The organism is Roseivirga seohaensis (assembly GCF_001592945.1).
Lineage (GTDB): Bacteria > Bacteroidota > Bacteroidia > Cytophagales > Cyclobacteriaceae > Roseivirga > Roseivirga seohaensis.
The window spans coordinates 22146-48909 of sequence record NZ_LRPB01000001.1 but is presented as its reverse complement, the minus strand read 5'-3'; the positions used below and the strand labels follow the sequence as shown (position 1 = coordinate 48909).

Here is a 26764-nt window from a genome sequence, read left to right as displayed (position 1 = left end):
GCGTTGTATGAATTAATTGAGTTTAAAATGAATAGTCACTTGTCTTGGCGATTTCACTGGAATTCCCCGCTGCTCACCTGGATTCCACCTCGGAGATTTACTAAGTACTCGAATGGCTTCTGCATCGCAATCTTTACTAATACCTCTTACGACTTTCAAATCTGAAATTTCGCCATTGGCAGCAACATTGAAAGTGAGAATTACCTTACCTTCAATCCCCATTTTCTGGGCATTTCTTGGATACCTAAAGTTCTTATTTAGAAATTTAGCCCAAGCTTCATTGCCTCCGGGAAAGGAAGCCTCTTTTTCCAAAACGATGAATGGGTCTTCAGCTTTTTCGGCTTTTTCTGTAATGATTTCATCCAATACCATATTTTCAATGTTATTGGGTTCTATTTCAAAGGTAAAATCAACGATTTCATTAAGCTCTTCTACATTAGGAACTTCTATAAGTACAGGCTGTTGAATAGGCTTTGGTGGCTCGTGGATTGTAATAGGAGGCTCGTCAAAGCTTCTGTGATCTTGTGAATCATAGGGTAATACAAATGGTTCTACTGGTAGAGTTTTGTATTCAAAAGCTGCTAGACTTATGCCCAAACTAACGGTTAAACCAATGAAGAGAAAAAGAGGTCTTTTCCCTTCAATATCTACTTGAGTATTCTTTTTAGTTTCCATGATTTTGTATTTAAACTAATTAATTAGTTGTAAAGGTACCAAAAAAGCCCAACTGGGTTGGGCATTCTTCTATTTAAGCCTAAATTTAATTCTGATGGCCATTCTTGATTTTACAGCAACACCTCGTTGTTTTCCTGGAATCCATTTTGGCGAAGATTTAAGCACACGAATCGCTTCTTCATCGCAACCGCCTCCAATGCCTCGGGTTACTTCAATATCTGAAATTATACCATTAGCGTCTACCACAAAGGAAAGGTCTACTGCACCATCAATCCCCATCCGTTGAGCCTGGCGCGGATACTTTAAGTTATCGTTTAGGAACTTATTCCAGCCATCTCCAGGAAATTTAGCCATCTCTTCTACAATCAGGAATGGTTCATCTGATACCACTTCATCGGGCTCATCTTCAAAAACAAGATCGGCTATTTCTGTATCTTCCGATATATCCACATCAATATTGATTTCTATATCCGTATCAATTTCCTCATCATCTGGTATTGATATAATTTTTGGTTGTTGAATAGGAGGGGCTTTTGGAGGTGGCTGCTCTGTTGGCGGGATTTCTATTAAATCATCAAAATCGTTGAGTGCCATACCTAAGTCCATTAGGTCACCTCTTTCATGTTGCTTCCATTCAAAAGCAGCAAAAGTGATACCTAGACTTGCTAATAAGCCGATGGCTAAAAACAGACTTGACTTTCTGTTTATATCAGCCGCTGGAGATTTCTTAGCTTCCATAGTTTTATCATTTAAGGTTAGAAATATGATTATTGATTCTTTCTTTTTTTTCGTTTGCAGAATCATTAACTAAACATACTCAATATAAAACTAAAAAACTAGTTAATGTAGTACTAAAAAAAGCCCAACTTAATTGGGCTTTCTAAAATTACTTAAGTTTGAAAAGAATTCGGATGGCCATTCTTGACTTAACGGCTCTACCTCTTTGCTTTCCTGGGGTCCATCTTGGAGATGACTCCAAAACTCTAACTGCTTCATCATCGCAGCCGCCTCCAATTCCTCTAGTTACAGTGATGTCAGAAATTTTACCTTCTTTATCAACTACAAAAGATAAAAATACAGCACCTTCAATTCCCATTCTTTGAGCTGAACGAGGGTATTTTAGGTTCTTTTGTAAGAATTTGTTCCACTCAGCATCACCTCCAGGGAATTCAGCGTTTTCCTCAACAATAAGGAATATTTCATCTCCTACTTCCTCTTCAGGTTCTTCTTCAAAAACAATTTCCTCAACCTCTTGCTCTTCAGTGATTTCCACATCCAAATTGATCTCGATTTCCTCTTCGATCTCCTCTTCATCAGGAATCTCAATAATTTGAGGCTGCTGTTTTACAGGCGGTGGTGGTGGTGGTTGCTCGGTTGGTGGGATTTCAATTAAATCTTCAAAATCGTCAGTTGCCATACCTAGGTCCATTAACTCACCCTTTTCAGTTTTCTTCCATTCAAAGGCAGCGAATGTAATACCAAGGCTCACTAGCAGACCTATTGCTAAGAATAGGCTAGACTTTTTGTTCAAGTCTGCTGACGGAGTCTTTTTAGCTTCCATAATCTCTTTTAGTTACACTTTTAAAACTATGCTATTAGTTTGGTATTCGCAAACTAATATTTTATAAAAGTAGAAAAAACTACGACACCTGCAATAGCTCCAATTGTATTTGAGAGCAAATCATAAATATCTGTCATTCTACCAGGTACAACGGACTGCAATGATTCCAAAACCAGTCCGTAAACTATGCATATAGTTAACGCCCTTATTAAGGATTTGTTTTCAAGCCGTACTTTGTCTTCTTTATTTCTTTTTCCTAGAAGTACTAAAAAACTCAGAATTCCAAAAACACCCAAGTGGGCTAGTTTGTCATAAGAAAGTAATTTAGACTCTGGAAAAGAATCTTGAGGCAATAGCATTAATACTGCCAATACTATGGCCCATAATACACTGGCCCAATATTGTTTAATAAACGAGCGCAATGGGTAAATTGGATCTACTGACCGATCAATGCTTTGTAAGCAGCAGCATCCATAAGACCATCTACTTCTGAAGGATCACTCATTGTGATTTTGATCATCCAACCTTCTCCATAAGGGTCAGAATTCACTGTCTCTGGTGCATCTTCAAGCTGGCTGTTAAATTCTTTTACTTCACCCGAAAGGGGCATAAATAGATCCGAAACGGTTTTTACAGCTTCAACGGTGCCGAATACCTCTTCTTTGTCAAGCGAATCTCCTTCTGTTTCAATTTCAACATATACGATATCGCCAAGCTCGCTTTGAGCAAAATCAGTAATTCCAACTGTTGCCTCTTCGCCTTCAACCTTAATCCACTCGTGATCTTTGGTATACAATAAGTTTTCTGGTATGTTCATTTCTTTAAAATAAATTCGACCAAAAATAAACGGATTTTTGCGAAAAATAAGTGTTTATTGAGACAAACTGAACCTAATTCTTCCACCAAAGGCAGTTCTGGCATTTAAGAAGCTTGTGGTCACTCTTGGCTCGTTTATATTCTTCTCAAAATAGAATGCTACCTGAAGGGCATCGCTTATATTATACTCTACTGTTGGATTCAATTGGAAAATTTTAATCCCTTCTGTAACAATGCTCGATTCGTCAATTCTTCGCTGAACGGTTTTGTTATCTCTTAGGCTAAAAGTCATGTTAAAGCGTAATTCATTTGGTAGGGTTTCTTTTCTGCCTCTTATTCTAAACGGAATTTTAACTCCTGCTTTGGTATAGCCTAAAGTCATGCTAATATCGTTTGCCGACCGTTCGGTTACTTGGATATTAGACAAGTTGAGGGCTATGTTTCTTTCCTTAGAATAGTTGAGATCAAGGTTCCAACTACTGGTTGTTTTCAGGTTTATGCCTACTAGTGGAGAAAATTTCTCTGAAAGAACTACTTGCTGAGAAGTAAATATTGGCACCAAATTGCCGTCTTCATTAAACTGATCTGCCAAACCATAATCATTAAGTTGATTATCTAAAGTGAGGTTTGAGGTATATAAAGCCGAGTTGATATAATTACTTACACTGTACTGACTGCTGTAAGCATGGCTGATACTCACCGTACTAAATAACTCTTTAACGGCATCAATCTTTGTTAATCCTCGATAATTTAAGGACCAGCCCGGTATAGGAAGACGTGGGAATGCTGAGGTTTTAATCTCATCTGGGCTTTGGCCTGAATAGGCTGCCAAAAATGCTGGGATCACTACATCTTGAGAGTTAAGGTCATATGTTCCTGCATCATTCGACTGATCTAATCTAGATTTTAAGATATTTCTGTAGGTTTCAAAATTGGCAAATAGAGGAGAGTTGTCATTGCTATCGTCCTTTTCGAAAGCGGTTTTTATCATGTTGAATGATACTATATAAGTACCGGTTCGGGTAGGGTTAATGCTTAAGTAATCGCCAGCAACATCATCTCGTCTGAATATTTCTTGATAATTCTCAGAGTGCGTTTTTCTTCCTGTTAGGGTTACTCTAAAATCGCCAAACGGTTCTAACACTGTTGAGTAATTAAAGCTCATGTTTTTGTCTTGTGTAAACGGGGCGGTTAGGAAGGTGCTTTGCGCATAAAGCCCATCATAGGCCAGTTGCCTGCGTATTGCCGCATTTTGGCTACCGACAATAAAGCCCAAGCTTGGGTTTTTCATATCTTCATCGAGCCCAAAAAGGAAAACATCGGGCATATAACCTGGCAGTACGGTTCCTTGTGCAATAGAGTAATCGAAAGTAGCGCTTCTTACCATCATAACGGCTCTTAACAAGGCCTTTAAGGCTGGCATTTGATCAATGGTTTTTCGTTGTTTGGTTGTGTCGTTTGCTGCTATTCCTGTTGGTCGAGTCCTACTACGGGTGGGCGAATTGATTTTCTTCAGTAATCCAATATTGTTATAGATCTTTTGCATATCAATCTTACCATTGACCTTTACTATGCGTGTATTGCCTGCGTAATTTCCTAAACTATCGGCTTGGCCGATAGCGCCTGCTTTCCAGTTGTAAGTGGAGGCATAACTTACCGTAGAATTTAGCCAATTCGTAGCAGGAATTTTTTCAAAGGGTAGGGTGTAGCTAGAATTAATGGTGTGGGTGTAATTCTTTATTCGGCCAAAGTTTTTAAAGTTGGTCCAAACCGAATCTCTTTTTATATCGGTATTGATATCCCCTTCGGGTTCGTCAATAATAGCATTTACGTTTGCGAAGTAATCTAGTGTTAGTGCTTTGGTCAGGTTCCAATTTACTGCATAGCTTCTGTCGAAGGTGAACGACTTTTCATAGTAGGGGTCTATTCCTTCGGTGCCAAGGTCTGAATTTCTTAATTGAGTTTTTAAGAAACTTCGGTTTACATTACCGTTAATAGTAATTGAGTTAGGTACTAAGTTGAAGTTGATGTCTTTGATAATTTGAAGCCATTTTGAACCTAAGAAACCTATGTTTTTGAAAGGTTCAATAAACCATTCTTTGGGTTGGTAACTATAAGTTATTGCCCCTCTGTAATTTTTGTAATCATAAGAGGCGGTGTTAATGTTGCTTCTGGTGATTTCGTTATAGGCATAAGTAAAGCTCAAGTTTTCTATGTCGTAAATGCGTTTTGGAGCATCTGCGTTAACTCTTCTTTTTCGCACATTAGAAAAGTTGAAACTTCTGCGTTTCGATTGATCTACAACTTTATCATAGTAGGCTTTACGTTCTTCTTTTGTTTCGAATGAGTTAAGTACATCTTCCAATGGTAAATCGGGATCGAGTGGATCGTACTGAGGGATTGATCGGGAATTTTCTAAGCTAAAATAAGCGGGGAGTTCAATGCCCCAATTTTCTGGGAAAAACTTGCCCAATTTTAAGCTGGTAGAAATATCATACTGTGTAGTTTTTTCTCTGTTTCTATCAGAAATTTTGTCGGCAATTCCTCCAAAACCAATACCTGAATGCCTTAAAGAAGCCGATACGTTTCCTAAATCTGCTAATTGGGCATCGAGCCTAGCGTTGGCAGCAATTCCAGAGTTTGAATCGAAATCGGTTACGCGAAGTTCGTTGGCCCAAATACAGAAACTTTTTGGCTCTAAATCTGGTGAGCTTGGGTTTCTCACCCCAATCATAAGGGTTTGAACAGTACTTAGGTCTGGTCTTCCAACCACCGTGATATTATAGCGATCAACGGTTTCGGTATAAGGTAAACTGAGGTTGGCATTACTCGCATTTCGTCTAGATTTAACTTCGTACAAACTACTGAAAGCTAGGTCGATTTCATTTTCTTCTGGCCAAATGTCTTCTGGAGATAATAATCCCGATGGAGTCATGGTCAATGGTACTTCAATTTCGTAATAGTTTTCAGTGAAATCTGTACCAAGCCTTAGGAAAGCAGTTACTTCTCCTGGAGCGAGATTATCTTGACTATCGGCATGAAGAAACATTTTGATTCTTCCGTAGTTCACCATGTCCTGACTTACATTTTTAAATACAGCACGGGCATCTTTATCTCTCAAGTCGTCTACACAAAGTTGTAGCGATTGCTCATTGCGTCTTCTTTCTACGGCCGAAGTATTATCTCTATCACGTTCTATTCCTGGTGGTAAAACATATGGCGGTCTGCCTTGGCTACCTTGACTGTTTTCTTCGATACTAACTACAGAAACCGTAAAGTTCGGGTCTGAAGGTTCTGGAATTTCGTTCAAACCTTTTTCGAACAGGCTTTCTTGGAATGTTCTCCACTGGCTTCCAACCAATCTGAAATTTACGAGCCTAAGCACCACTGGCTCTTCAAAGTCAGTGAAATAAGTACGCATGTAGCGAATAGATTTGAAGCCATTGATATTTCCTTGAACACGATCGGGTTTTCTTACAGGAATACGGAATAGATACCAGTTTACAATATCTCCACTGTCGCCAATAGGGTTTGAAACCTGATCGACAATGTTGTTTTTACCTACTTCGAGTTGACCTGGTTTTAAATTCAATTCGTATTCATAGTATTCCTCGAGGTCGTTCAGTGTGTTATCTCGGTTTAAATCCTCATTGTCTGGTAAGTTGGTAGATGAAGGCGTGTAAAGTTGGTTGCCATTATTTATTGGGCTGTTCCCTTCTAAACCATTGAAGTTTTTGTATCGCTCTAAAACTTTAGCATCTTTTATATCTAAATCGTCTCCCAAATAGTATTGAAAATTATCTCCTGAAGGGTCGGCTTCAATTTGTTGTCTGGCAGTGGCATTTACGTTAAGCGAACTCAAATAATTAGCGAAAAAGGTAAGCTCATCAGAAGATTTTAATCCATCAAGCCCAACATCTTGATTAGCCCGAGCATCTCCAGAGTTATCAAATGCAGGATTTAGATATGGTTGACGAGTTACCCGACCCCATTCGTTTTCTACTACATTTTCAATACTTGGGTCGCCATCGGCAGGCAGCCCTTGCTCGAAAGCATGCCTTTCATCTTTCATTAAATCTTCAGAAATACTACCAAGGTTCAGAATAAACTTTCCCCCTGTGGTGTTTGCTTTTGGGGTATTAATACCATCATCTATGAGCCCCCTTGGGTTGTTGGGTGTTCCGTTGGTTGTATTGATAAATGGATCCATCATCCAAAATTCGATGTACTCAATATTGGTTTTATCAAAATCGACTTCATTTGAAATGGCACGAGTAATGGCTCCGAAATTAGATTTTGGATTAGGTAAAAAACCTTCTGGTGTTAGGTTTGGGTTATAGTTGTAAATACCTCTTTCTGATGGGTAATAAGCCAAGTCGAACGAAGGCTCGTTTACAATTATTTGCTGGGCATCTCTTTTAATTACTTCGTTTTGGCCAACAGAACGAACGTAATGGTTTTCTAAATCAGTTGCTGTAATATTTTCTGGTCTCGATCTTCCTGTGTTTCTATAAATAACGTTGTCGATGGTGTACCAAGCTAGTTTGGCTCTTTTGTAGTTTGCTCCAAGCCTGTCGGTTGTTTCATTACTTTTATCGAATTTGTTATCGTCAGTTTTTGGGGTGGCTCCAAACTTCCAGCTGATGGGGTTATTTAAGCTAAAAGGGGTAACCGTTGATTCAAAGTCATCTATATAAGAGGTGCCTACTCCATCTACTTTGTTGGAAGTGCCAGGTATAAGATGTGCCATTTCTCCACTAAAAGTAACAGTAGAAGGCGCCTTGGTGTCAATAAATGGAAGTGCGTCCACCATTTTAGTAATAAAGCGAGATTCATCACTATAGTTTACATCGAGCCCCCAAACCGTATTGTTTACTGGTTCATTGCCAATGCCTACACGGGTGAGTTGCGGACGTTCGTTTAGGTTTAAAAATGTGAATCCGAAATTTGTTTTAGGGTTTAACACATAGTCTAAGCGTGTTCCAACTAATGTGCGCGATTGGAAATTAAATAGGTCGGCTTTTTCATAATTTACTCTGATTTTTTTTCCTGAATTTAGAATTGAAGGATTAATGATATTCACTTTGCCCAAAGAATAATCAACCGTGTAGTCAGAGCCTTCAATAAGAGGAGTGTTTCCTGCTAATACTTGCACACTACCTGGCGATATTTGATAGGCATTAAGGTTGATTTCATTAGAAGAGCCTGATTGTAAACTTCCTTTGATATAAAATTTATTGAGCCGTGACACCAATTCGGCATCGGCTTTTGTTGTACGGTAGAGTGTATCGAAAACGTATTTATCGACTAAAAACTGTTCTCTCGCAGCAAATTTATTCTCTAGGGTTTGCCCAAAGGGTTCAAGTACAGGGAAAAGCATGTAGCCACGCTCGGTGTTAATGGTTACGTCTTCAACAAAATCGAAGTTAGCATCGGGTTGTGGGTCTCCACTTTGGTTTAATTTGTCCAACCCAAAAATTCTAATAAGTGGAACATCTTTGGTGTTTTCTCCTTCGTGCAAACTTGGGTTGTCTATCCCTGTTTTGTCATCTCTGTAAATTACTCTCAGTTGAAAGGCTTCTTTGCTAATGTTTGAAGCATTTAGGTTGTAAATGTTTTTCATCATCAAATCCCAAGTAGGTACTTGGGTATTGATTTTACTTGGCCGAAGTAATTTCAAGAAAATGGCTTCACTTTCAGTTCTGTTTTGATAATCTTCTGTAAGCTCTCCTACTTTAAACCGTCTTCCTTGGTAGCTATATTCGTATGATACGGCTAACACTTCATCGCTTTGTAATTGCCTACTTAATGAGATAAATCCGAGTTGGCTGTTGAAGTAATATTCCGATGGGTCAAGTTTTCGAGCGCCTGTTACTTTTTCAAAATCGAGGGCTTTCTCTAAGCCTTTTTCATCTTCTAAAATAGAACTCAGTTGGTCTGCTTGTCGTAAGCGCGGATCATTCACTAAGTTTTGATAGAGGTTATTTGCATTGTTAGCAGTAGGTGAATTGGGTGTGCCATTTCCTATAAAGGCATTGTTTTCTCTATAAATTTTGTCGCCTTCACCTAAATCCATAAAGGCCGCAAAATTTCTAAGTGTTTGGGTATTGTTGGTTCTGTTAAGTACATAAACTTCTACCCTTGTTACTTGTAAACCTGAAATAACTGAAGGAATACTTCTGAGCCAGTTTTCATAATTGTCTCTGAAAAACTGACCTAGGAAAAAGTGTCTATTTTCGTCATAATCAGAGGCTCTGATTTCGAATTCGTTTCTTTGAATTCCTCCTTCAACTTCAATAGATTGAGATTGCCCACGCTGAGTGGCTGCCAAGGCAGTAACGTAAAGTCTCCCAAATTGTAATTGAGTTTTAAAGCCAAAAAGGTTTTGAGCACCACTGATCAGACTATTAGCTACTGGTAAGCTCACGTCTCCTAGTTCAATCGTTTTTATAATGTCTGATTCTAAGCCACCGAATTCTACTTTAAGTTGGTTCTCAAAATCGAAAGAGTTGCTGTTATCAAAGTTGGCTCCGATTTTTAATTTGGATCCAATGCTACCTTGCAAACTCATTTGAATATTCTGGTCAAATTCAAAACCACCCGTTCGCTGTTGTCTAATGGGGATTGCAGGATTATCTACACGTTGAAATTGCCCACCAAAATCTAATTGAACAAAGCCGCTGGTTTGGATATTGATTTCATCACCACCAAAGAGTCTATCAAAAAATGGACTTAAAGCAATAGGAGGGATAAGTTGACCCCGGTTACTTACAGCGCTTTCTCCATCTTGTGCTTTGGCTTTTTCGGCCAGAAACTCTCGGTTGCCTTGCTCTTCTCTTTGTTGAAGGGCTGCATTAAAGGGGATTCTGGTAGGAGGGCCGAGAAATTGACTTCCAAATTTTTCGCTATACACCAAAGATTTACTTGTATCCAATCTATATTCTTGATTAAAGAAGTTTAGGTTATTGAAAAGTAAAGGTGATTTTAACCGTCTGTTTGTGAGAGGGTCGCCAACGCGGTACCTCAGTCCAAAGTTGGGGTAGGTGGTTTTTATATATTCAGTAGTGTCTGAGCTAATTCTAGTAGAATCCTGTTGCTGTTCATAGGCATAGGCTTTAGTAGCTCCACCAAAAAAGGTGAACCCTATGCAAATCAGGAGTAATATTTTGATGGTTTGGTTGATCAAGTCTTCCTAAAAATCAGGCCGCTTTTAGTGCCAATTTGATCAATTCTTCTAGTGAAATTTGCCCTTCAGAATTTTTCAAAATTTTGTCAATACTTTTTTGTGCAGCTGCCTTGTTGATGCCTAGAGTTACTAACGCAGCTAAGGCTTCGTTTCTTATAGTATTAATGGAGGAAGAGGTAATATTTCCTCCTGCCATATCAGCAGACTCTTTTCCAACTTTATCTTTAAGCTCTAAAATAACTCTTTGAGCAGTTTTTGCACCTACGCCTTTCACTCCTTGAATGGTGGCTACATTTTCAGTGGCAATGGCGTTTATAATTTCAGAAGGACTTAGCGATGACAAGAACATAAGGCCAATAGAAGGGCCGATACCTGAAATCGAAATCAGTAGTGTGAAAAGTTTTTTTTCTGCCTCATCAGCAAAACCATAGAGCACTTGAATGTCTTCTTTTACATGGAAGTAAGTAAAGAGTTTGCATTGCTCTTCATCCTTGATTTTGGAGTAAGTATTCAGTGATATTTTTATTTCATACCCAACTCCTTGAATATCAATGATTACAAAAGTCGGATCTTTATAAGCTAGTTTACCTTTTACGTATGCAAACATAAATTCTGATTGTACTTGAGTATAAAAAAAGGCAAGTTGAACTTGCCTTCGCTTAAATTTAAGAATATTCGAGTAAAATCAATGTCTGTAACTTTAAAATAGCAGATTTAAGATGGTGGGTTATCTACTGCTCTAAAGGTGGTTAGTATCGATTCCATCTGGCGAATTAGCTCCCTATGTTCTTCATTAGGGTGAATAATAAAGCCTTCGATGTAATAAAGCCTATTTGTTTTTTCATCTACGAAAGTGTAGCTGATAAAAGTGCCGCCCACTGAGTAGTTGTTGGTTTTCCATGCACCACGCATTTCTACGGTGTATTTGCCATCAAATGTAATATCTCTAAAAACAGGTCGCATGAATTCCGTTTCCGTTATCATGTACGACTCTTTGTTTTCTGGATCGCCATAAATGTATTTTTTTCCAACCTCATTCCTTAGCTTTATTACGTTTTCATGAGTGAATTCGTCTTGTGATTCATAGTCTTTAAAGTAGACAAAAATGTTTTTGCTGGGGCCTCTTGCAGGTAAATAGCGCGACCACATAAAGTCATCAGAAGTAGTAGCCAACTCAAATCCAACAGGGATTTTAATATAATAGCCAAACTTATCTTTAATTCTGTCTGATATAGCTCTTGAGTCTACCGAAGCACGAATATCAGTAGCAAGCCTTTCTCGTTCTGCCATATTAAAATAGTTTCTTATTATGGCTCCGTTTTCTTTCAAGTGATTGATTAAATCCTGATCATTTTTACCAAATAGGTTGAGTATCTTCTGGCCTTTTGCATACTGGTCATCAGAAGTATTCATAAATAAGTCGGGTTCATTTTGAATCCTCTCTTTAAAACTATCAGGAAGAATGCCCTTGAGATAGTTGTCGGCTGGGGTGGTGCCATCCAATGTAGTTATGTACACCACATTTCTGGATAGTTGAAAAATTCTATTATACTGAAATGGCTCTATAACACGAGTAGTGAATGAGGGTTCGGTTCGGTTTAAGCCAGGCACCGATGCGTGAAAAACTTCTTTCAATGCTTCACCGAGAGGGCCGTCCCATTTCTCTTTGTTCATTACAATCACTAACTCTCCCGATTGTCCAGTAGCATCAGGTAGAAGGTTAGGGTTCATTTTTGTTGATTCTTCACCTTCCTTTTCTGATTTGCTGCCGCAACTTGATATGGAAAGTAAAATCATGGCTAGAAATAAGAGCTTCTTCATAAACTATTAGTTTAGTTATTTATGTCAAGAAAGGTAATATGAAATTGATTTGCAAGCATTATCTACTAAAAAATTAGTTGTAAGTTTTTTTAACCAATTTTCAATTTCATCCCTGGTTTTAGACTGGTAGAGTTCAGATCGTTTAACTCCTTAATGCGCTCAATTGTTAAGCCTTCATACATTCTTGAGATATCCCATAATGTATCTCCCGGCTCAACAATATATTCTTTAGAACTAGGAATAGGCTGGTTTAATACTTTTTTGGCAGTAACAATTGTATTGTCTGAAAGGAAATCGGGGCCTGTGTAGATGTTCAATCTTTGACCTACTTTTATCATTGATCCTTTAATATTGTTCCAAGCCCTAAGGTCTTCAATTCTTACCTGATGTTTTCTAGCAATTGTTCCTAATACATCGCCACTCACTACTCGATAAACTACTTTTTCTTTTCCGAAAGTACTGCCCGGCATGTTAGTGGCCATTTTCTCGAATTCTTTTCTGCCTTCTTCTGCCTTGGCCAAAATGTTTTCACGATTGGTTTCATATAAAGCCATTCCATCTTTCGGTATTCTTAATTTAAAGCCCTTGGCATTAGCCGGAAGCGCTCCTTTTTTAATGGCTGGGTTCAATTTTTCAAGCGTGCCTAAATCCATTCCGCTTTCATCTGCAAAGGCTTTGAGGTATACAAACTGATTTACTTCAATTTCTTCAAAGTCGATAGGGTATTGAAGGTCATCAACAAAAAGGTTGTGTTCGTCAGCATATTCCATTGCATAAAGAATGGCAGCGAACTGAGGTACATATGAGCGGGTTTCTCTTGGTAGGTACCTATAAACTTCCCAGAAGTCATCTTTATTAGATCTTCGCATAGCCCTTTGAACATTTCCTATTCCACTATTGTAAGCAGCAAGCGTCATTTTCCAGTCTCCTAAAATTCCATAAAGCCACTTAATGTATTGGCAGGCAGCTTCGGTAGATTTTTCAGGATCCATTCGTTCATCAATGTACCAGTCTATTTGTAAGCCTTGTTGCTTTGCTGTTGGCGACATAAATTGCCATAAACCAACGGCTTTAGGGCCAGAAACGGCACCTGGGTTTAAGCCTGATTCAATAATTGGTAAATATTTTAGTTCTTCGGGTAGGTCGTATTCTTTAAGGTATTTCTCGAAAATCGGGAAGTATACTTCTCTGCGTCTAATCATTTCACGTGTATAGTCTCTATTTCTAACCGTAAAATAATTTATAAATGCCTTAACCTGATCATTGAAAGAAATGTCGATTTCAAGGTCTAGCTTGTCATAACGAGCCTGCAATTCTTCATAAGAAAAGTCTGGTGCGTAATCGTAGCTTGGCTTAAACTCTTCTGGTATTGTATCGTTGGTTGCATGCCCTTGTTGAATAAAGGAAAACGAGGTAAATACAAGTAATAATGCCCAGTGTAATCGCTTCATTGTATAGCGTCTGTTCAAATGTTTTGAATCAAGTTTCTCGAAAATGCAAAAAGTTTAGCTTCTTGAAAAGCCGCGGATATAATTTGTAGTCCAATTGGCATTCCGTTGTCATCTTTTCCAACAGGAACGGAAATCGCTGGAAGCCCAGAAATGGAGGCTTGTACAGTAAATAAATCGGCCATATAAACTTCAATCGGACTTTTAGAATGTTCTCCCAAATCGAACGCTGTGGTTGGCGTTGTTGGTATGATAATAAAATCATATTCCGAAAGAATTTTTTCGGTGGCCTCTTTTATAAGCTTTCGCGCCTTTTGTGCTTTGGTAAAATAGGCGTCATAATAATCGGCACTTAACACAAAAGTCCCTAGCATAATTCTTCTTCTGGCTTCTGCTTCAAAGCCTTCGGTTCTAGAATTCTTATAAAGCGATTCTAAATTGGTGACCTCTGAACTTCTATGACCATACCGAATTCCATCGTATCGACTTAAGTTAGAACTAACTTCTGCAGTGGTAAGAATATAATAGGTAGGCAATATGTAATCAAGTAATGGAAAGTTCACTGCTTCCACAGTATGCCCAGCTTTTTGTAGCTCTGTAATCTGATTCTCGAAAGCTGCTTTAATCTCTGGCTGTAGTGCTTCAGTATCAAGCGCTTCTTGTAAATAAGCTACTTTATAGGTGTTTTTTTGCTCTAAGCTTTGACTGTAAATGGGTACTGCTTTTGAAGAAGAAGTGGAGTCTTTATCATCTTTTCCAGCAATAACTTCTAATACACGAGCATTGTCTTCAATACTTTTGGAGAAAATTCCAATACTATCGAATGAAGAGGCGTAAGCCAGTAAGCCCCATCTTGAAATTCTAGAGTAAGTAGGTTTAAGGCCAACAATTCCGCAAAAAGCAGCAGGCTGTCTTACCGATCCTCCTGTGTCTGTACCGAGAGAAATTTGGCACATATCGGCTTGAACGGCAACAGCAGATCCGCCTGATGAACCTCCAGCTACTTTATTATGATCTAGCGCATTTTTAACAGGGCCATAAAATGAATTTTCATTGGATGATCCCATTCCAAATTCATCACAGTTTTGGCGACCTATTAAAATGGCGTCTTCTTGAAGCAGTTTTTCAACGGCCGTAGCTGAAAATTGAGATTCAAAATTTTGAAGAATTTTACTCGCACCACTGACTTTGTGGTCTTGGTAGCAGATTAAATCTTTGATGCCAAAAATTAAGCCGGCAAGTTTGCCGGCTTTGTTTTCTTTGATCTTACGATCTATAATATCTGCCTTTTGCAAAGCTTCTGCACTATAAACTTCTACAAAAGCATTAAGCTCTGAATGCGACTTAATGTTACGTAAATAGTGTTCTACAAGTGCTCTGCAAGAAGTTACCTCAAGTCTAATATCTCTTTGAATCTCATCGAGTGTGTGATAAGACTTCAATGGTTAATTAGCTTATTTATCAATTTCTTTACCTGCTTCGTCTACCTCTTTCTTAATTTCTTTGGTAGCGTCTTTAAATTCTCTAATGCCTTTTCCCATTCCTCTTGCGAGATCAGGTATTTTCTTGGCACCGAAAAGAAGAAGAACTATAAAAACAATCACAAACAGTTCCATCCCCCCAGGCATTCCTATTGCAAATATTGTCTGCATGATTTCTCAAATTTAAATTTAGACTTCAAAGATAACTAAAATCTAACCATGAAGTCAATTGATTCGATTTTGTTCTGTCAACGGAATTTGTACGCTAGGGTTAAAATCTACTAGACTTATTTTTATAGAATAAAGCCCATGCTCTCTTTTATTTCGATCGTTTTTGAAGCCATAGTTCTGGGTTCAATGTTGACTTTTCGAAATGAACCCTAAACTTGACCTGAGAAATATTGTCTTTATCGGTAAGTACTTGCCCTAATGCTTGACCAACCTGAACTTGATCTCCTTTTTTCACAACCACAGTTTTTAACTTTGAGTATACCGTAAAGTATTCTCCATGCTGAATCAACACACTGTTTCCTAAACCCGGAACAGACATTACACTACTTACTTTCCCTGGAAATACAGCCTTTATGGTGGCATTTTCTGATGTTTGAATGTCAACCCCAAGATTATTTACTGTAATGGTTTTAATAGTAGGGTGGCGGTGTTCTCCAAATTTAGAAGAGACAAAGCCTTCATCTACAGGCCAAGGTAATTTGCCTTTTTCTTTAGCAAATGCCTCGGTTAGCTTAGTCATATCAACAGAGCCTAGCAAGGCAGCCTTTCTTTCTTCTTCGATAATCGCTTCAATACGTTCAGAAAGTTGCTTTTCTGCCTTTCTCTGTTCTTCTAATTCTTTCTTGATTCTTTGTTCGTCTTGGGTAAGCTTGGTGATTAACTCTCGTTGGTCACCCCTAAGCTCTTCAAGCTTATTGTTTTCAGTGAGTTCATCATTCAGTAACGATTGTTTGCTTTTTCTTTGGGCTTCAATTTCAGCAATTTGCAAACCAATGCTACTTTGAACAATCTTGATTTGTTCGGCTTGTTTTTTTCGTGCCTCAGAATACTGCTTAATGTATTTCATTCTCATAAACAGCTGATTGAAAGTAGATGAGGCAAATAGGAAAGTCATTTCACTAAAACCTTTGCTGGTTTTCTGAGTGGTGTAAACCATTTCAGCATACTCCTTTTTTAGCTGAGTTAAGTCATTTTCCATGGCTTGAATAATGGAAAGGTTTTCCGAGATTTCGCTGTCCAGTAGGTTTACTTCACTCTTAATGGCACTAATCAAAGAAGAACGGGTTTGGATTTGCTCATTCAGTGCCTTTAAACGGCCAATACTGCTGTTTTTCTTGGTAGAAGTTTGAGAGAGAATACGTTCCGTTTCTTGAATTTTCTTTAGAATCTCATTTTTCTGATTTTCTAAAGTCTTCCTTTGATTTTGAGCCGTACCGTCAAAACCCACTAATAAAAAGAATAAGGAAAGGACTATTGCCCTATTTACGCTCATAGTTGTTGGGAATACTAAAAGGAAATGTAAGTGGTTCGTCTTCAATTCTGGCTCTGTTATGCTCAATATCTATCGTAATTTCACCTTTTTTATTGTCTTGGAAATACTGTAAAATCATATCTGCTTTAAAGGCAAACACAAATTGTTCGAGCATATTGAAATCAGTGTACTTTAACTCTAATGTGTTTTTGCTCTTGATTGTGTTGGCAGTGAGTTTCTCCAGCTTCTTCGTTTTATTGCCAATTTGGTTCATAATAGTCAGGTCTCCAACTCTTTGAACAATTGTAAACTGATTGGCTTGTGCTACAATGTCATCTTCTGCGGTTTGTGCAATTGGCATATCTCCAATAAGTACCGATTGAAAAAGATCAAAATTTAATTCGAAGTTGAATTTTTCGCTAAGCCCTTGAAAGCTATAGGCGTAATAAGATTTGTTCACCCTGTCAATCATTAAGAGTGAATCTTGGGTGATTATTCCTCTAGCTCCTTCAATACCCAAGCCTGGCGTAAGTCTAAACCAGATTAAACTATCTTTTCTTACCCGAATATCAGCAGTAGCTTTGGTCTTCGATTCCCCATCTTTAAACTTAAATTTTGTTTTGGTAGAGAAGTACTCGAAAGGAATTTCTGCCACTTGAAACTCTTCTTTTACGCGTGTATTTGTTCCTAAGAAAGTGCTTTTACATGACTCTAAAAAGAAAGCCGAAAAAACAATGAGGATGAGCAGTTTTGCTCTACTAGTAGTACTTTTTGTCTGCAATTTTTTGATCTATTTTATCGGAAGTGTTCCCCGTGTTTTTTGCTTTTTTCCACTGCTCAACAGCTGCGTCAATTTGGTTTAGCATATAAAGGTTATCACCATAAACCTCTAAAAGCCCACCCGTAATACTGGCTGATTTTTGCTTCAAGAAATTCTCTATCAACTGTTTCGCTTCTGCAAATCTACCTAATTGAAACAAAACCTTTGCTTTCACATGAAATAAATCACTGTCCGATGGATATTCTTTGACTAAACGATCCAATGATTTATTTAAACCTTCTATGATTTCTTGATCGCTATTAGCATTTAGGTATCGCAAAAACATTTGAACTGCACCATCATCTACTTTGCCAGATGTAGTTTTGGGAGGCGTATATTCCTCAATTTCTTTCACATTGCCTTCTTCCAAAGCAAATTCCAATTTCTTTGTTCGAATCTTGCTTGCCAAAGCCTCATCATTTCTGGCAAGCTTTAAAGCCTGATCGAAAGCGGAATTGGCTTCTTCTTTATCGCCTTGGCTGCTGTAAAGCTGGGCATTTCCGTAGTAATAATAGAATAGACCTTGGTTAGGGAAATAGCTCAGAGCATCTTCGCTATTAGTGAGCAGGCTTTCCCAAGATTTTTGATTGTAAGCCCTCGTCAACAGTTGATTCCATACTTCGTAGTCAGATGGATTAAGATCTTTGAGTTGATTTAATGCGGTAAGCACTTGGCTTTCATAGGCTGATTTATTTTCTGGACTTGCTTTTTCGGCCAAGGCGCTATAAACTTTTTCTCCTGTTTTAATCACTTCTACATCGTTAGGGTATATGGAGTACAGCATTTTTTGCTGCTGATCTAAAAAGGAGAGAGGAATTTTGTCTGATCCAGCAGCCGATAAATTAGTCATTAACTCAAGCTTTGAGCTAAGGTCTGCTTCCTTATTGGTCATGATTTCAGAAATCATTGGTTTAGCAGCTTCAAAGTCGCCTTCTTCTAATTTTAAGTTGATTAATAAGAAGTTAGAGGAGGCTGAAGTATTTGTAGATTTAAGAATGTCTGCGGCTTCGGTTTTCTGCCCTGTTGAAGCGAGTAAATCAGCGTATTCTAGTTTGTAGTTTTCATTCGTAGGGAAATCCTCAGTTAGCTTTTTCAGCATGTCGAGCGCTTCTTTTTTCTTTCCGGCCTGAAGTAGTAATTCCTTTTTCTGGGTAGTGAATTTATGGGGAGAGTTGTATTTTTCTTCCGTTAGCTCGAGCATTTTGATTGCTCGATCGTAATTACCCAAACCCACATATACATCAGCGATATCCAGTAAATACTCACGATAGTCTGTGGAGTTTTTAAGCATTAACTCATATTCCGAAGCAGCTGCCTGTAGATTACTTTGCGACTTGTGAAGTTGTGCAGCAAGTATATAATAGAATTTATTGTAGGGCTTAATTTCTTGTGCCTTCTTAATCGACTTTAGTCCTTTGTCATACTTCCTCTGTATCAAATAGATTTCCCCTAATTTGAAATAAGCCGCGTGATTGTTTTTGTCAACTTCTAAAGATTGCTCTAGAAAAGCGATAGCCCTTTCGTAGTCTTCTAACAAGTAGAATTTTTGGGCATCGATCATTAAATATTCAGCATTGGCCCTGTCGTATTTCGAAACTTCATTACTCTCTTTTTCCTTCTTTTCGGTTTTTTCTTGGGCAATAGCTTCCATGCTGCTGCAAAACAGCAGAAAAGAAAAAATGAAAAGGGATAGTTGGAGGTATTTCTTCACCGGTTCTTCAATTATATCAAGAAACACATTTTATGTGGGCTATGTTTAAGCTTTCTGATGAGTGTAAATAGAGTTATGTTATTGGCGTTTTTCAACGGTTTTGTACTTAAATCCACGTCCTTCTAAAAGATAAATGGCTACAAAAAAGACTGCCGTGACAAACAAATCAATTCCGTATTGAACATAAGCGTTGGAAATCGAAATAAGGTTTGATCCATAAATTACTCCCACCGCAATGATTAAATACAAGAAGAGTTTTTTGAAATTGTAAGGTACAGGAAAGATTTTTCTGCCCTTATAATAACATAAGGCACACATTACAGCATAACAAACCAAGGCCGAAATGGCCGACCCGAAATAACCAATTGAAGGAATTCTTACCAACCACAAGTGGCCTACTAGTGTAATAAGTGCTCCGATAGCCGTAAAATAAGTGCCGTAGATTGTTTTGTCTTTAATTTTGAACCATACACTCAGGTTTACATAAACTCCAAAAAACAGCTTTCCTATTAACAATACTGGCAACACATACAGCGCAGCTTTGTAGCCCGGTCGGCCTAAGAAAACATCGGCTATTAATTCAATATTTACTGCAATGGCCACCATAATAGCGATGTTAAATACAACGAAATAGTGCATCACTTTGGCGAATAGAGACGGTGCTTCTTTATTTTCAGCATGAGAGAAAAAGAAAGGTTCGCCCGCATAGCGGAAGGCCTGAATTCCGAGCATCATCAATACACTCAGCTTAAATGCACTTCCGTATACCCCGAGCTCTTTTTCTGGATCATCGAAAAGAAAGTTAAATAAAATGGTGTAGCCCTGATCGTTGAACATGGCCGCTAAACCCATTAAAAAAATAGGGAAGGAATAAGCTAAAATAGGCTTGAATGCCGACCATTTGAATCTAATTCGAATTTGCCCTAATTCCTTAAATAACATTGGAATGTATAAGCTATTCGCAATAAGATTAGCTATGAAAATATAGCCAACGCCTATTTCTGGATTATAAATTTTCTGAACCCAAGGTTGAAGTACGCTTAGGTATTCTCCATTGGTAATGGCCGGAAAAGCCAAAAGGAACAATAAGTTCAAACCAATGGTAACTGCAATTACAGTAAGTCGGATTAACGCGAATTTTATAGGCCGATCGTCCAACCGAAGTTTTGCAAAGGGTATGGAAACGATGGCATCAATAAATACAATGGCCGCCAAATACTGTAAATATTCGGGGTGCTCTGAGGCGGCAGTAAAATTGGCCAACGAGGCGGCATCCAAATAAATAAAACCAGAGAAAAGAATACTGGTGAATAGAATTGCGGTGGCCGTATAATGGTAGGCATCAATAGACTTGTTTTTTGTGGTGAACCTAAAAAAAGAAGTCTCTAAACCATAAGTGTAAATAATGTTAAGAAAAGCAGCGATACCATAAAGGTGAATAACGACTCCATATTCCTCTTCAGGAAGGATTCGGGTATAGAATGGCACCAACGCAAAATTGAGCACTCTGCCCAAAATGCTGCTGATGCCATAATAAGCCGTTTGGCTCGCCAATTTTTTGATTTGACTCATAAAGCGAAGCTACAAGTATTTATGCTTTGAGCCATAGATGAATTTTCGATTTTCGATTTAACGCCAAACCATGTTCAATGTTATGGCCTGCCGTTAAATCCTTTGAAGTTAGCCTCTTATTCTCCTTTAAAATCAGGTTTTCTTTTTTCTAAGAAAGCTCTTGTACCTTCATTGAAATCCTCAGTTTTTACGCAATTGGCAAAACTATTAGCTTCGGCCTGATAGCCGTCAATGTCGTTGGTATACACCGCGTTGATACATTCGATTACCATGCCCACAGCTAGAGGCGCTTTGCTGGTAATTCTGCCCAATAGTTCTTCTGCTTTTTGAAGACCCTCAGCTTTGTTTTCAGCTACATGGTTTACTAAGCCCAAGGCTTTTGCCTCGTCAGCTTTTACCATATCACCAGACATCGCCAATTCAAAGGCTTTTCCTTTGCCTACCAATTGCGTCAGTCTTTGCGTTCCTCCAAAACCAGGGATAATTCCAAGGTTTACTTCTGGAAGCCCAAATTTTGCATTTTCAGTAGCGATACGAATGTGACAAGCCATGGCCAATTCACAGCCGCCACCAAGGGCAAAGCCATTTACCAAAGCAATAACAGGTTTGTGGCAGTTTTCTATACTGGCAAAAACCTCTTGGCCTTGTTCTGAAAATTTTCTTGAATTTAACTCTGAAAGTTCTGCGATTTCGGAAATGTCAGCGCCAGCCACAAAAGCCTTTTCACCTTCACCAGTAATGATTACCGCTCTTACATCGGTAGAGTCATAAATAACTTGGAAGGCCTCGCCAATTTCTTCAACAGTTCTAGTGTTGAGTGCATTTAACTTGTCGGGCCTATTAATGGTAAGGTGTACGACTCCGTTTTTATTTTCGAATTTTATATTCTGGTATGAGTCCATTGCTAAGTTGAGTAAGCTGCAAAGATAGTAGCAATGTAAGAAAACTAAAAAGGCTAAAGCAAGGTTAAGTACTTGGCTCAAAATATCTGATGAGTGGAAGACGATAAATTTGGCTTTTAATTCATTTTAAAGGCTTCCTTTGATACCTTTGCAGCCAATTCAAGAAAAAACACATTCAATCACTTATGGGAACACAAAATAGAATTACAGTCGCTTATGGAGATGGAATTGGTCCAGAAATTATGGACGCCACCATTCGTATTATGGATGCCGCCAATGTTGGTTTAGCCTATGATGTGATTGAAATAGGTGAAAAAGTTTATAAAGCAGGGCATAAATCAGGCATAAGCCCTGAGTCTTGGGAAATACTTCGCAGAAATAAAGTATTACTTAAAGCGCCTATCACCACACCTCAGGGTGGAGGATACAAAAGCTTGAATGTAACCATCAGAAAATCGCTTGGTTTGTTTGCCAATGTAAGACCATTCAGAGCTTACCCGCCATTTGTGCCGTCACATTTTCCTCATATGGATTTGGTGATTGTTCGTGAAAATGAAGAAGATTTGTATGCTGGAATTGAACATCAGCAAACAAGCGAGGTGGTTCAAACCTTGAAATTGATTTCGGAACCGGGTTCTGAAAAGATTATAAGATACGCATTTGAATATGCCAGAGCATACGGTAGAAAGAAAGTGACCTGTATGACAAAGGACAATATTATGAAACATACTGATGGTATGTTCCACAGAATATTTAATGAAGTAAAGTTAGAATACCCAGATATTGAGTCGGATCACTGGATTATTGATATTGGGTCGGCTGTAGTTGCGGCTCGTCCAGAATCATTGGACGTAGTAGTAACCTTGAATCTATACGGAGATATCATTTCAGATATTGCTGCCGAAGTAGCGGGCTCAGTGGGTATGGCAGGTTCGGCCAATACTGGAATTAGCCATGGAATGTTTGAGGCTATTCACGGGTCTGCCCCTGATATTGCCGGACAAAACATTGCTAATCCTTCTGGTTTATTAAATGGCGCATTTATGATGTTGGTTCATTTAGGCAAAGCAGATAAAGCAGAGTTGATTCAAAACGCTTGGTTAAGAACTTTGGAAGATGGAATTCATACAGGAGACATTTACCGAGCTAACCGAAGTGTAAAGAAAGTGGGTACCAAAGAATTTGCTGATGCAGTTATTGAGCGACTTGGGAAAAAGCCTGAAAAATTAAAACCAGTAGAGTATAGAAATGGCGTAAAAGTTTCGGTGAATGTTCCCGAAAAACCAGCTAAGAAAAAGGAGCTTGTGGGCGTAGATGTATTTATCGATTGGCGTGCATCTGACAGAGATCCGAATGTGATTGGCGATGCTTTGTTAAATGAAGGCTCTACTGACAGACTGAAACTGAAATTAATCTCTAATAGAGGTGTTTTGGTGTATCCTGAAGGCTCTCCAGAAATTTTCAAAACCGACCACTGGAGATGTCGATATACAAATCCAAACAATGAAATTGTAAATAATTCGGATGTAATTGAGTTGATTAAAAAAATTCATGAAGCGGGTTTCGACTTTATCAAAACAGAACATTTATATCACTTCGATGGTGAAAGAGGTTACTCTTTAAGCCAAGGTGAATAAGAAGATTTTATCTTGATTAATTTTCACGAATGTCTTGGACCTACTTTTGGTTCAGGACATTTTTTTTGAATTCTTATTTATCAAAAATACTCATCAGTATTAAGAGTGTATTTTCCACTGTCTTTTAATGAATACTCTTGATCGTTTTCATCCTTAAAGATGACATCAAAAGAAATCTGCCAGTGGTTATCATCAGTTTTTGAAGCTGAGACAATCGCTTTCTCTAAAGTGTATTCACTTAAACCGCAAAAACAAGATCTTCGATAAGCTACATTAATCACTTTATTCTCTTCTGGATGAGTACTGTTATAGGCAAATGAAGTACTGCCCTTGGGTATTTCTAAATAGAAATACTCAAACAATTCATCATCGGCAATATCCTCATCTTCTTCGTGTACATAGGTGTATTTAAATACCAGATTTTCTCCCTCTGAAACTACAGGTATTTGCGGGTCTCCAGGGTGATGTGCTATAAAATCCAGTTTACTTTCTTCTTTAAACTCCCTATACACTCTAGATGGGGTTACCTTTCCACATGAAAAAAGAATTGAAACGAGTAGTGTTATTGCAAGTAGCTTCTTCATGCCTGTTTAGACACGAGGGGGCTGAATAAGGTTGGCTAGTACAATTATCAATGGCTTTTAATTATCTTATTAACCCAGATCAGTTAAAGGTAAAGTCTACATAATCAACAGTGCCCGACTCGGTAATGGTAATCTCTTTCTCAACTTTGACCTCAGAATCTACACGAATCTGAAGGGTAATGTTATAAGGCTCAAAAGGAACACCCACAGCTCCACCTGAATTGTCACGATAGGTGATATTTAATTTTGTGAAAAAAGGGATAGTTTTATTGCGGTAATTCCTACTGAAAGGTAAGTGGGAATCACTGCTTGAAAAGTCAGAGATTTCTATTCCACTACCATTTATGCTGAAGGTAATGTCGGACATTCTTTCATCGTCTGTTGAAAACACGGACATTGAAATATCTCTGGTTTGAGGGTAATTGTCCCTTGGGTCGTCATCTGAAGTACAGGAGCTAAATAGAATAAATATTGTAAAGATAGATAGTAGTTGCTTCTTAAACATAAAGCTGGTTTTTTGTTTTGGGCAAAGAAATAATAGCCTTTTAGTTTATCAAAATCATATGGTCAGAAATTGAGAATGATAAAAGCGATCCCTAGGACTCTCTCCGGAGTATACCAAAGTAAAATTGCTAAGCCTTGCTTAGCATACTTAATGATGAACGTTACGTTCTGGCAGGGCTGCTGCTCGGTAATAGTTTGAAATCAATGTCTTCAAATGATTGAACTTCAAGATATGTTTCTTCTACAATCATACTGCTATATTTACTGAAGGCAATTACTTTTAATCCAGCTGTTTTGGCGGCTCTTATGCCTGAATTAGAGTCTTCTATAGCAATACATTGATCGGCAGTTAAGTTCAGCTTTTTCAAAGCATTAAGATATACATCTGGTTGTGGCTTGCCATTTTCTTCAAACTCCGCAGAAGAAATGGTATCAACCAAATGTGAGATGTTGGCTTTTCTTAATACTGCGGGAATTATACTATAGGGAGAGTTGGTTGCTACACCAATTTTGAAGCCTTCTTTTGTGATTTTCTCCATGAAATTTTTGATACCTGAAATAACACAGTCTTCTTCGTTAATGAGTTGTATTACTCTGGCTATTACCATTTGTTCCACCTCTTCCTCGCTTTTGTGCAGCCAAGGAAATCGTTCGTACCAAAATTTGGTAACCTCAGTAGTGGTCATGCTTTGTGTAAGTATACTTAAGTCATTGGTAACCTGAACTCCTAATGAACCAAATACTTCTCTTTCTGCTTGAGACCAAAGTTTTTCAGAATCAACAATGACCCCATCCATATCAAAAATAATCGCTTTCATGTGATTATATTACCTTGTTAAAATGCTTAAGTAGTTAATCCAAGGGCCTACTTCGTGTGTGTATTGTTTTGCCATAACTCGAGATATTTGTGCAATATGTCCTAAATCATGTACAGCCCATGTGGCAAGGAGTTGTTTTAAAGTAACCTCACCAAACTCAGGATGGACTCCGGTTTTTAAAAAATCTTTATCGCTCAAATGAAGTGACTTAATGTAGTCTAAACTTTGGTTTCTTTGATAGTTAAACTCAGCAGTGAGTTCTTTTATAGATTTATCACCATTTGATTGTATCGAAGCTGCTCTATCAAAGGTTTTAAAGTTCTTTTCTTTTTCATCAGATAAAATAATCTTAACCCTTTCTATCCAATCTGTTTGTTCACCATGTATCAGGTGAGAAATTACATTAATAGGACTCCATGAATCTCCGCCTTCATTTTTTTGTAGCCATTCGTCTGGTAGTTCATTTAGCATAGCTGCTAAAGTAGAAGGGGTCTGGGATAAAATACTTATTGTCTTCTCTAAATCGAATTCCATTTTTATGATCCTTTTACTCAGGTTGAATTTCCCCTCCCTCCAAATTAATAGAACTCATTGAAGGAGACAGGACGATTGAGGCGAATTTAAGTAATGTTAGGCTATTAACTTAGGCATTATTTATTGTCAACTGCCGCAGGTTTTCCAAATTTGCGGCTTACTATGATCCCTAGGAGGCCCTGTCCGCATTACACCAAAAACAAAACGGCAAATAGACTAAACCTTTCTTAGTTCATTTATTTATACACTCAAGCCAGCGTTAAGTCATTCCGTAGGCTCCGAGACTTCGGGGTTTTTCAGTAGAGCAGATAAGGGAATGGCTCTTAATAAAACGAACAGAGTCCTTGCGGTCATATGGTGTTACAGGTGCTGCCTAAGGGCAGATAAATCGGAGAATCGGAGAACCTGCGGAAGGTGACATTTATTCTTTTAATCGTTCTCGTAAATGATACATCATTTCTTTGATTATTTTAATAAGATCAGGCATATCATATATTAATCTCCCAATAATCTTTAAGTTACCGTTTTTTTGAAGAAATGGATTTATTTCATCTTTGGGTATTCTATCGGAGATATAAAAATTGTATTCAAAACCATCAATTAGAATACTTAAAATTGTTCGTTCGTCACTTTTTTTTCTATTGGAGATAAAATAAACCCCTTGAGTATTTTACCTGAGGCAGTCATAACTGACTGGATTAAACAAGGGTTCTCATTCTCCTCTAATGGAATTTCGTCATAAATGGATAATCGAAGTTTTTCCTTTAGGTCTGGTGAATATTCGGGAGTGGGAAATGACTTAGAAACCAAAAGTCGCCAGAGTAAGGAATCTAAGAACAATTTCATTGAATGATATTCAAAGCGCTCAAATTCATAAAGGAAAGTTCGACCATCTGATGTCATTGACTGTTTTATTAGAGCGGCTTTTCCATTTTGATTTTTACCATATAGGTTTTCGTCTGCATATTTTTCGTATTTACTCAATTTTGACTCACACTCTTCACATAAAAGGTATTCTCGTTTGCCTTTTTGTTCAATTCTACTTTTAATTTCTTTGCCACTATTTTTCATTTCATAGAATCTCCTAGGAGTTTTGTCATATATTCCTAGGTACATAAATTCTGGAACTATATGCGACCTTTTTAATTCCCTGTCTTGAAGACATAATTTACATTGTGCCATGATTCTAAACTTGTGTGAAAACTACTCCA

At 38.0% G+C, this 26764-nt stretch carries 22 protein-coding genes; 1 reads left to right on the top strand and 21 read right to left on the bottom strand.

From position 1 onward, the window contains the following. Positions 1–12: 12 nt before the first annotated feature. The 16 genes from AWW67_RS00215 to AWW67_RS00140 all read right to left on the bottom strand — a co-directional run bounded on the left by AWW67_RS00215 (position 13) and on the right by AWW67_RS00140 (position 21476). Entirely contained in the window at positions 13–675 is a 663-nt protein-coding gene (locus AWW67_RS00215; RefSeq protein ID WP_062299392.1) for an energy transducer TonB, read from the bottom strand. 69 nt (positions 676–744) lie between these two features. Next, on the bottom strand, positions 745–1413 hold the full coding sequence (locus tag AWW67_RS00210; protein ID WP_062299588.1) for an energy transducer TonB: 669 nt from the start codon (positions 1411–1413) through the stop codon (positions 745–747). Between the two features lie 148 nt (positions 1414–1561). Then, positions 1562–2236 carry an energy transducer TonB gene (locus AWW67_RS00205; RefSeq protein WP_053223823.1) on the bottom strand — a complete coding sequence of 225 codons (675 nt, stop codon included), beginning with the start codon at positions 2234–2236 and terminating at the stop codon, positions 1562–1564. A 53-nt stretch (positions 2237–2289) separates the two neighbouring features. Then, on the bottom strand, positions 2290–2658 hold the full coding sequence (locus AWW67_RS00200) for a VanZ family protein (RefSeq protein WP_062299391.1): 369 nt from the start codon (positions 2656–2658) through the stop codon (positions 2290–2292). A 14-nt stretch (positions 2659–2672) separates the two neighbouring features. Then, positions 2673–3053 carry a glycine cleavage system protein GcvH gene (gcvH, locus tag AWW67_RS00195; protein ID WP_053223825.1) on the bottom strand — a complete coding sequence of 127 codons (381 nt, stop codon included), beginning with the start codon at positions 3051–3053 and terminating at the stop codon, positions 2673–2675. 54 nt (positions 3054–3107) lie between these two features. Beyond that, entirely contained in the window at positions 3108–10238 is a 7131-nt protein-coding gene (sov, locus tag AWW67_RS00190) for a T9SS outer membrane translocon Sov/SprA (protein ID WP_089082010.1), read from the bottom strand. Positions 10239–10251: 13 nt separating this feature from the next. Then, positions 10252–10845: a Holliday junction branch migration protein RuvA gene (gene ruvA / locus AWW67_RS00185; protein ID WP_062299389.1), complete on the bottom strand. Its 594-nt coding sequence runs from the start codon at positions 10843–10845 to the stop codon at positions 10252–10254. Positions 10846–10952: 107 nt separating this feature from the next. Continuing rightward, complete coding sequence (locus AWW67_RS00180) at positions 10953–12059, bottom strand: DUF4837 family protein (protein ID WP_062299387.1); 1107 nt, start codon at positions 12057–12059, stop codon at positions 10953–10955. An 89-nt stretch (positions 12060–12148) separates the two neighbouring features. Further along, positions 12149–13510 (bottom strand): lytic transglycosylase domain-containing protein, encoded by a 1362-nt coding sequence (locus tag AWW67_RS00175; RefSeq protein ID WP_062299386.1) that lies wholly within the window; start codon positions 13508–13510, stop codon positions 12149–12151. Positions 13511–13524: 14 nt separating this feature from the next. Then, entirely contained in the window at positions 13525–14949 is a 1425-nt protein-coding gene (gene gatA / locus AWW67_RS00170; RefSeq protein ID WP_062299384.1) for an Asp-tRNA(Asn)/Glu-tRNA(Gln) amidotransferase subunit GatA, read from the bottom strand. Positions 14950–14961: 12 nt separating this feature from the next. Next, positions 14962–15159: a Sec-independent protein translocase subunit TatA/TatB gene (locus AWW67_RS00165; RefSeq protein ID WP_062299383.1), complete on the bottom strand. Its 198-nt coding sequence runs from the start codon at positions 15157–15159 to the stop codon at positions 14962–14964. 148 nt (positions 15160–15307) lie between these two features. Continuing rightward, a complete protein-coding gene (locus AWW67_RS00160; RefSeq protein ID WP_062299381.1) occupies positions 15308–16492 on the bottom strand; it encodes a murein hydrolase activator EnvC family protein in 1185 nt (394 codons plus the stop codon). After that, the gene (gene lolB1, locus AWW67_RS00155; RefSeq protein ID WP_053223832.1) at positions 16479–17252 is read right to left on the bottom strand and encodes a lipoprotein insertase outer membrane protein LolB1; all 774 of its coding nucleotides are present in this window, start codon (positions 17250–17252) and stop codon (positions 16479–16481) included. Before lolB1 ends, AWW67_RS00160 begins: the two co-directional genes overlap by 14 nt. Further along, positions 17230–18942 carry a tetratricopeptide repeat protein gene (locus tag AWW67_RS00150; protein WP_062299379.1) on the bottom strand — a complete coding sequence of 571 codons (1713 nt, stop codon included), beginning with the start codon at positions 18940–18942 and terminating at the stop codon, positions 17230–17232. The genes lolB1 and AWW67_RS00150 overlap by 23 nt, the downstream gene beginning before the upstream one ends. Before the next feature lie 138 nt (positions 18943–19080). Then, the gene (locus AWW67_RS00145; protein WP_062299378.1) at positions 19081–20574 is read right to left on the bottom strand and encodes a lipopolysaccharide biosynthesis protein; all 1494 of its coding nucleotides are present in this window, start codon (positions 20572–20574) and stop codon (positions 19081–19083) included. Between the two features lie 116 nt (positions 20575–20690). Then, positions 20691–21476, bottom strand: coding sequence for an enoyl-CoA hydratase/isomerase family protein (locus AWW67_RS00140; protein ID WP_053223835.1), 786 nt, complete (start codon positions 21474–21476; stop codon positions 20691–20693). Positions 21477–21661: 185 nt separating this feature from the next. On the opposite strand from AWW67_RS00140, the gene AWW67_RS00135 reads away from it, so the two are divergent. After that, positions 21662–23113, top strand: coding sequence for an NADP-dependent isocitrate dehydrogenase (locus AWW67_RS00135; protein ID WP_053223836.1), 1452 nt, complete (start codon positions 21662–21664; stop codon positions 23111–23113). An 80-nt stretch (positions 23114–23193) separates the two neighbouring features. Here AWW67_RS00135 and AWW67_RS00130 read toward each other — a convergent pair whose 3' ends face one another. The 5 genes from AWW67_RS00130 to AWW67_RS00110 all read right to left on the bottom strand — a co-directional run bounded on the left by AWW67_RS00130 (position 23194) and on the right by AWW67_RS00110 (position 26735). Beyond that, positions 23194–23697 (bottom strand): hypothetical protein, encoded by a 504-nt coding sequence (locus AWW67_RS00130; protein WP_062299376.1) that lies wholly within the window; start codon positions 23695–23697, stop codon positions 23194–23196. Positions 23698–23776: 79 nt separating this feature from the next. Beyond that, positions 23777–24202: a hypothetical protein gene (locus tag AWW67_RS00125; RefSeq protein ID WP_062299375.1), complete on the bottom strand. Its 426-nt coding sequence runs from the start codon at positions 24200–24202 to the stop codon at positions 23777–23779. Between the two features lie 160 nt (positions 24203–24362). Further along, positions 24363–25019 carry an HAD family hydrolase gene (locus AWW67_RS00120; protein WP_062299373.1) on the bottom strand — a complete coding sequence of 219 codons (657 nt, stop codon included), beginning with the start codon at positions 25017–25019 and terminating at the stop codon, positions 24363–24365. A gap of 9 nt (positions 25020–25028) precedes the next feature. Further along, positions 25029–25553 (bottom strand): DinB family protein, encoded by a 525-nt coding sequence (locus tag AWW67_RS00115; RefSeq protein ID WP_062299371.1) that lies wholly within the window; start codon positions 25551–25553, stop codon positions 25029–25031. Positions 25554–26162: 609 nt separating this feature from the next. Next, positions 26163–26735, bottom strand: a complete 573-nt coding sequence (locus tag AWW67_RS00110) for a hypothetical protein (RefSeq protein ID WP_062299370.1) — start codon at positions 26733–26735, stop codon at positions 26163–26165. Positions 26736–26764 lie beyond the last annotated feature (29 nt).

Excerpts from the sequence above, each read along its gene's own strand:
- AWW67_RS00205 (WP_053223823.1), bottom strand. The coding sequence starts at position 2,236 with ATGGAAGCTAAAAAGACTCCGTCAGCAGACTTGAACAAAAAGTCTAGC.
- AWW67_RS00120 (WP_062299373.1), bottom strand. The coding sequence starts at position 25,019 with ATGAAAGCGATTATTTTTGATATGGATGGGGTCATTGTTGATTCTGAA.
- AWW67_RS00135 (WP_053223836.1), top strand. The coding sequence starts at position 21,662 with ATGGGAACACAAAATAGAATTACAGTCGCTTATGGAGATGGAATTGGT.
- AWW67_RS00110 (WP_062299370.1), bottom strand. The coding sequence starts at position 26,735 with ATGGCACAATGTAAATTATGTCTTCAAGACAGGGAATTAAAAAGGTCG.
- AWW67_RS00175 (WP_062299386.1), bottom strand. The coding sequence starts at position 13,510 with ATGAAGCGATTACACTGGGCATTATTACTTGTATTTACCTCGTTTTCC.
- gcvH (WP_053223825.1), bottom strand. The coding sequence starts at position 3,053 with ATGAACATACCAGAAAACTTATTGTATACCAAAGATCACGAGTGGATT.
- AWW67_RS00125 (WP_062299375.1), bottom strand. The coding sequence starts at position 24,202 with ATGTTTAAGAAGCAACTACTATCTATCTTTACAATATTTATTCTATTT.
- AWW67_RS00130 (WP_062299376.1), bottom strand. The coding sequence starts at position 23,697 with ATGAAGAAGCTACTTGCAATAACACTACTCGTTTCAATTCTTTTTTCA.
- AWW67_RS00160 (WP_062299381.1), bottom strand. The coding sequence starts at position 16,492 with ATGAGCGTAAATAGGGCAATAGTCCTTTCCTTATTCTTTTTATTAGTG.
- AWW67_RS00115 (WP_062299371.1), bottom strand. The coding sequence starts at position 25,553 with ATGGAATTCGATTTAGAGAAGACAATAAGTATTTTATCCCAGACCCCT.
- AWW67_RS00215 (WP_062299392.1), bottom strand. The coding sequence starts at position 675 with ATGGAAACTAAAAAGAATACTCAAGTAGATATTGAAGGGAAAAGACCT.
- AWW67_RS00145 (WP_062299378.1), bottom strand. The coding sequence starts at position 20,574 with ATGAGTCAAATCAAAAAATTGGCGAGCCAAACGGCTTATTATGGCATC.
- AWW67_RS00140 (WP_053223835.1), bottom strand. The coding sequence starts at position 21,476 with ATGGACTCATACCAGAATATAAAATTCGAAAATAAAAACGGAGTCGTA.
- ruvA (WP_062299389.1), bottom strand. The coding sequence starts at position 10,845 with ATGTTTGCATACGTAAAAGGTAAACTAGCTTATAAAGATCCGACTTTT.
- AWW67_RS00210 (WP_062299588.1), bottom strand. The coding sequence starts at position 1,413 with ATGGAAGCTAAGAAATCTCCAGCGGCTGATATAAACAGAAAGTCAAGT.
- AWW67_RS00165 (WP_062299383.1), bottom strand. The coding sequence starts at position 15,159 with ATGCAGACAATATTTGCAATAGGAATGCCTGGGGGGATGGAACTGTTT.
- AWW67_RS00180 (WP_062299387.1), bottom strand. The coding sequence starts at position 12,059 with ATGAAGAAGCTCTTATTTCTAGCCATGATTTTACTTTCCATATCAAGT.
- AWW67_RS00150 (WP_062299379.1), bottom strand. The coding sequence starts at position 18,942 with ATGGAAGCTATTGCCCAAGAAAAAACCGAAAAGAAGGAAAAAGAGAGT.